Source organism: Nocardia farcinica, assembly GCF_029867845.1.
Classification (GTDB): domain Bacteria; phylum Actinomycetota; class Actinomycetes; order Mycobacteriales; family Mycobacteriaceae; genus Nocardia; species Nocardia farcinica_A.
The window spans coordinates 1-5,787 of the sequence record NZ_JARWRU010000573.1; the positions used below are offsets into that span (position 1 = coordinate 1).

The 5,787-nt window shown below is 72.2% G+C and carries 5 protein-coding genes; 3 read left to right on the forward strand and 2 right to left on the reverse strand.

Features of this window, described 5'->3' with window-relative positions:
* A partial coding sequence (locus QH283_RS12545; RefSeq protein ID WP_280503179.1) for a class I adenylate-forming enzyme family protein occupies nucleotides 1–1,053 on the reverse strand: 1,053 nt, incomplete at its 3' end.
* A gap of 80 nt (nucleotides 1,054–1,133) precedes the next feature.
* Between QH283_RS12545 and QH283_RS12550 the strand changes: the two genes are divergently transcribed.
* The 3 genes from QH283_RS12550 to QH283_RS12560 are packed head-to-tail and all read left to right on the forward strand — an operon-like array spanning nucleotide 1,134 to nucleotide 4,428.
* Nucleotides 1,134–2,354 (forward strand): CaiB/BaiF CoA transferase family protein, encoded by a 1,221-nt coding sequence (locus tag QH283_RS12550; protein ID WP_280503180.1) that lies wholly within the window; start codon nucleotides 1,134–1,136, stop codon nucleotides 2,352–2,354.
* Nucleotides 2,351–3,622 carry an acetyl-CoA hydrolase/transferase family protein gene (locus QH283_RS12555; protein WP_280503181.1) on the forward strand — a complete coding sequence of 424 codons (1,272 nt, stop codon included), beginning with the start codon at nucleotides 2,351–2,353 and terminating at the stop codon, nucleotides 3,620–3,622. Before QH283_RS12550 ends, QH283_RS12555 begins: the two co-directional genes overlap by 4 nt.
* Nucleotides 3,622–4,428: an enoyl-CoA hydratase/isomerase family protein gene (locus tag QH283_RS12560; RefSeq protein ID WP_280503182.1), complete on the forward strand. Its 807-nt coding sequence runs from the start codon at nucleotides 3,622–3,624 to the stop codon at nucleotides 4,426–4,428. Before QH283_RS12555 ends, QH283_RS12560 begins: the two co-directional genes overlap by 1 nt.
* Nucleotides 4,429–4,483: 55 nt before the next feature.
* Here QH283_RS12560 and QH283_RS12565 read toward each other — a convergent pair whose 3' ends face one another.
* Nucleotides 4,484–5,770, reverse strand: a complete 1,287-nt coding sequence (locus QH283_RS12565; protein ID WP_280503183.1) for an MFS transporter — start codon at nucleotides 5,768–5,770, stop codon at nucleotides 4,484–4,486.
* Nucleotides 5,771–5,787: the final 17 nt, after the last annotated feature.

Sequence of the window (5,787 nt, forward strand, 5' to 3'; positions counted from 1 at the left end):
CCACAGTCCGGCCCATGGACCGCGTCCGGCGGCGGCCAGGCGGAGTTCGCCGAGCTCACCCGGCGGGAGCCGCACGCCCTCGTCGTCGTGGGCGGCCACGTCGAACTGCGGCAACACCAGGCCGCTGCCACCGGGCGACCATCGCAGGCCGGGCGGGTCGATCGCGACGACGGTCGGCGCCTCGGTCAGGCCGTAGGTGGCGCGCGGGACCAGTCCGTGGGCGGTGGCGAAGGATTCGCGCACCGCGTCGGGGGTGTCGCCGCCGCCGCTCCAGACCTCGCGCAGCGAGGCCAGTTCGGCGTGCGGCCTGCGGGCCAGGTCGTGGACCTGGGCGGGCGCGCCGTTCCACACTGTGACGCGATGCTCGGCGATCCATCCGGCGACCCCGTCCGCGTCGCGGCGGTCCATGATCACCGCGGTCCCGCCCGCCTGGGCGGTGGTCAGGGTGGACAGGATCATCAGGTTCAGGATGGTCAGCGGGAAGCTGTCGCCCTTGCGCAGGCTCGCGTCCCAGCCACGGGTCGCCACCAGTGCCGCGTCGGGCAGCAACAGATTGCGCTGGCTGTGCACGACGGCCTTGGGGTGTCCCGAGGTGCCGCTGGTGAACGCGATGGCGGCCGGGGCATCGATGTCGTGCTCGACGGCGGGTGGTGCGGGGGCGTCGGCGATCAGCTCGGCCCACCGTTCGGGGTCGACGCTGGCGGCGCGATCACCCTGCCAGCGTGGACCGGCGAGCACGACGGCGGGTGCGCACAGCTCGCGCAGGCGCTGCTGCTCGGCCGGGGCGAGCGCCTCGCCGATGCCCGCCCAGATCGCGCCGATCCGCTGCGCGCTGTGGAAGGCCGCGACGATGTCCAGATCGTTGGGCAGACAGGCGGCCACCCGATCGCCGGGGCGCACGCCCAGTGACCACAACGCCCCGGCGGCGCGGTCGGCGTGTTCGTCGAGTTCGGCGTAGGTCCAGGTGCCGGAGGCGGCGGTCAGGGCGGGGGAATCCGGTGCTGCGTCGCGCAATACGTGCGCGATGGGGCGGAAGCCGGTGAATCCGTTCACCGTTCCTGGATACCACTTTCCACTCTATCCTTGTAAAGATTCATCAGATAGCGTCGCGACTGCCGAGAATGGAGGACGCGATGGACGACAGCGCGCCGAGCGCGGCGGGACCACTGTCCGGGATGCGGGTCATCGATCTCACCGCGATGGTGATGGGCCCCTACTGCACGCAGATCATGGCCGACATGGGGGCGGAGGTGATCAAGATCGAACCGCCCGGCGGCGACGACACCCGCCACATCTCCGTCGGCCCGGAGCCGGGGATGAGCGGGGTGTTCGCCAATGTCAACCGAGGTAAGCGCAGCGTGGTGCTCGACCTGCGGACCGAGGCCGGAACCAGGGCGCTGCGCTCGCTGATCCCCGGCGCGGACGTCTTCGTGCACTCCATGCGCGGTGCGGCGATCGAGCGCCTCGGCTTCGGCTATCCGGCCGTCGCCGCGCTCAACCCTTCGATCGTCTACACCAACTGCTACGGCTACGGCCGCCGCGGCCCCTACGCCGGCCTGCCCGCCTACGACGACACCGTGCAGGCCGAGTGCGGCATCCCGTGGACGCAGCAACAGCTCACCGGCGCACCGGGTTTCGCCGGGACCATCGTGGCCGACAAGGTCGCGGGCATGACCGCGCTCTACGCCACCACCATGGCGCTGCTGCACCGCGAGCGCACCGGGGAGGGGCAGGAGGTCGAGGTCGCCATGTTCGAGACCATGGCGGCGTTCATGCTGGTCGAACACGCCAACGGCGCGATGTTCGAGCCGCCGCTCGGGCCCGCCGGGTATCCGCGCGCGCTGAGCGCCCATCGCAGGCCGTACCGCACCGCCGACGGTCATCTCGCCGCGCTGGTCTACAACGACAAACAGTGGAACGCCTTCGTCGGTGCGGTGCGACCCGACTGGGCCGGGCCGGAATTCGCGACGCTGGCAGAGCGCGCGGCCCGCATCGACACCGTCTACGCCCATCTGGTCGGGACGTTCCGGCAGCGCACCACCGCCGAATGGCTTCGCCTGCTGCGGGAGTTGCAGATCCCGGCCGCGCCGGTGCGCACCCTGGACGAATTGTTCGCCGACCCGCACCTCGAGGCCGTCGGGTTCTTCGAGACCGTGGACAGCCAGGACGGTCCGGTGCGCTTCCCCGGGCCGCCCGCGTGGTTCTCCCGGACGCCGGGCCGGGTTCGCGGTCCGGCCCCGCGGCTGGGCGCTCACACCGACGAGGTACTGGCCGAAGCGTCCGCGTCGAAGCGGTCCGGGGCCGGGCCGGCGGCCCGTGACCGTGCCGCCGAGACGAACGGCCGGGCGCGATGACGGCCGTCCTGCCCGCCGCCGACCTCGACCTGCGCGCCATCCTGCGCCCGGGTGACCGCATCGTCGCCGGTCAGGCCTGCGGCGAACCGACCACCCTGATCGAGGCGCTGATCGCCCAGGGCCCGCGGATCGAGGGGCTGTCGCTGTTCGTGGCCACCAGCTTCTCCGGCCTGCTGACACCCGCGGCCGCGGATGCGTTCACCCCGGTGAGCATGGGCGCGATCGGGGCGCTGCGAGCGCTGACCCGTGTGCATCGGCTGCGGGTGATCCCCTGTCACGTGAGCCGGATCGGTCCCATGATCGAGGCAGGCATCCTCGGCTGCGACGTGGCCCTCATCCAGGTCGCGCCCGCCGACGCGGACGGGACCCACAGCCTCGGGCTGATCAGCGACCACGTGCGGGCCGCGGTCGACTCCGCGCGGGTGGTGATCGCCGAGGTCAACGACCGGGTGCCGCGCACCTGCGGTGAACGCGTCCGCTCCGCCGACATCGATGTGGCCGTGCGGGTCTCGCGACAGCCGGTGCAGGTGCCGCCCGCCTCCATCGGCCCCGTCGACGAGGCCATCGCCGGTCACGTGGCGGCCTACATCGACGACGGCGCGGTCCTGCAGACCGGTGTGGGCGCGGTCCCCGACGCGGTGCTGCGGCTGCTGCACGATCGCCGTGACCTGGGCGTTCACTCCGGCATGATCGGCGACGGCCTGGTCGAGCTGGTCGAGGCGGGCGTGATCACCAACGCGCGCAAGCCGATCGACCGTGGCGTCTCGGTCACCGGCGCCCTCATCGGCACCGACCGGCTCTACCGCTTCGCCGACCGCAATCCGGCCGTCGCCATGCGCACCACCGCCTACACCCACGACCCCGCCGTGCTGGCCCGGCTGGAGCGGCTGGTCACCGTCAACTCCGCCGTCGAGGTCGATCTCACCGGCCAGGTCAACGCCGAACAGAGCGGCGCGGCCTATCTCGGCGGGACCGGCGGGCAGGTGGATTTCGTGCGCGCCGGGGCGCGTTCGCCCGGCGGCCGCGCCGTCATCGCCCTGCCCGCCACCGCGAAGGGCGGCACCGTCAGCCGGATCACCGCCGCGTTGTCCGGTCCGGTGACCACCGCGCGCAGCGATGTCGACGTCATCGTCACCGAATACGGAGCGGCCGAGCTGGCCGGACACGACCTGGCCGAACGCGCCCGCAGGCTGACCGCCATCGCCCACCCGGACTTCCGCGAACACCTGGCGCGCGCCGCCCATCGGATCGAGCAGAGGGGATTCTGATGAGCACACCCGATCAGCAGCCCGCCACCGTCCCTGGGGCCGCCGAGGACGCCGTGCTCTTCGAGGCCCGCCCCGACGGCATCGCGATCATCACGCTCAACCGCCCCGAACGGCGCAACTGCCTCGGCGCGGACGTGCGCGCGGGCCTGTTCACCGCATGGGACCGGTTCGAGCGCGATCCCGCCCTGCGCGTGGCGATCCTCACCGGCGCGGGGAAAGCCTTCTGTGCCGGGGGCGACCTGCGGGAGATGGTCGAGACCGGCATGACGGTCCCGCCGCGCGAGATGTTCCCCCTGCCCTACGACACCATCGAACTGAGCAAGCCGACCATCGCCGCAGTCGACGGCGCCGCCTACGCGGGCGGGTGGATGATCGCCCAGGCCTGCGACCTGTGCGTGGCCGCGACCACCGCCCGCTTCGCCGTCACCGAGGTGAAGGTGGGACGGAGCTCGCCGTGGGCCGCACCGCTGATCCACATGATCCCGCAGCGGGTCATGATGGAACTGCTGCTCACCGGCGACCCCATCGACGCGCGCCGCGCCTACGAGATCGGCCTGGTCAATCGGGTCACCGAACCGGGCCTGCTCATGTCGACAGCGCTGGAACTGGCGGGCAGAATCGCCGCGGGCGCACCGCTGTCGGTGGCGGCGGCTCGCCAGACCGTCATGCTCGCCACCGAGATGGGCCGCTCGGCGGCTCTGCAAGCCGCCCGCCACGCATCGACCCACTGTTACCGGAGCGACGACGCCCAGGAAGGCCCCCGCGCCTTCGCGGCGGGCCGCTCCCCGCGCTGGACCGGCCGTTGAGGATGCCGCCGGGCCGGGGCGCGCCGGAGCCGGCGAGCGCACGACCCGGCCGGATCTACTGCTCGACGAGTTCCTTCCGCTGCCGCGGGAGGACGCGGTAGCGCAGGAAGGCGGGGAAGATCAGCGCGGCGACGACCATGCCGAGCACGACGAGCGCGCCGCCACCGGAGGCGGCCACCGCGGTGCCGACGCTCGCGGCGGCGAACCCGTGCAGCACGTCGCCGACACGGGGTCCGCCCGCGACGACGACGATGAACACGCCCTGGAGCCTGCCGCGCATCTCGTCGGTGGCGACCTGCTGGAGCATGGTCATGCGCAGGGCCGCGGAGACCATGTCGACGGCGCCGCCGAACGCCGAGCAGGCCAGGGCGAGGATCAGTGCGACGGTGGGGGTGAGGCCGTGGCCGGTGAAGCCGACGGCGGCGCCGAAACCGATCATGGACACGCCCCACAGGGCGATGCAGACGATCACCGCGAGGCCCTGGCGTCGCACCCGGGGAATCCAGCCGGAGAAGACGCCGCCGAGCACCGCGCCCGCCGACATGGAGGCGAACAGCAGTCCGAGGACGACACCGCCGGTGGCGGGATCGCCGAATGTTTCGTGCGCGATCTCCGGGTAGAGGGCGCGGGCCATGCCGAAGACCATGGCGATGATGTCGACGGCGAACGAGGCCAGCAGCACCTTCTGGGTCGCGAGATAGGCGAAGCCGTCGAGCACGGTGCGGAATCCGGCGCGGGTGACGCTGCCGGTGGGCGGCAGGGCGGGCAGCCGCCACACCGCCCACAGGGTGGCCAGCAGGGCGACCGCGTCGAGCAGGTAGAGGGTGGACAGGCCGACCACCGGGATCATCGCGCCCGCCAGCACCGGGCCGGCGATGGCGCCGAATTGCATGACGGTCATGTTCAGCGAGTTCGCCGCCGCGAGTTGCCCTTCGGGGAGCAGGCGGGGGATGGTGGCGCTGCGGGTGGGCTGGTTGACGGCGAAGAACGCCTGTTGCACGGCGAACAGGCACAGCACGACCCACACGTTGTCCAGCCCGGCGGCGGCCTGCGCCCAGAACGCGAGCGCGGTCAGTCCGGTGCCGGTGGTGGTGATGAGCAGCAGCACCCGCCGGTCCATCACATCCGCCAGCGCGCCGCCCCACAGGCCGAACACGATGAGCGGCACCAGGCCGAACAACCCGGCCAGGCCGACATAGCCGGAGCTGCCGGTGATCTGGAAGATCTGCTGGGGGACCGCGACCACGGACAGTTGCGCGCCGATGGTGGTGACGATGCCCGAGGTCCACAGACGTCGGTAGTCCGCATTGCGCAGTGGGGTGGTGTCGGCGAGCACTCTCACCGGCGGAAGCGTAATCC

Coding starts and splice junctions, on each gene's coding strand:
- QH283_RS12550 (WP_280503180.1), top strand. CDS start 1,134: ATGGACGACAGCGCGCCGAGCGCGGCGGGACCACTGTCCGGGATGCGG.
- QH283_RS12555 (WP_280503181.1), top strand. CDS start 2,351: ATGACGGCCGTCCTGCCCGCCGCCGACCTCGACCTGCGCGCCATCCTG.
- QH283_RS12560 (WP_280503182.1), top strand. CDS start 3,622: ATGAGCACACCCGATCAGCAGCCCGCCACCGTCCCTGGGGCCGCCGAG.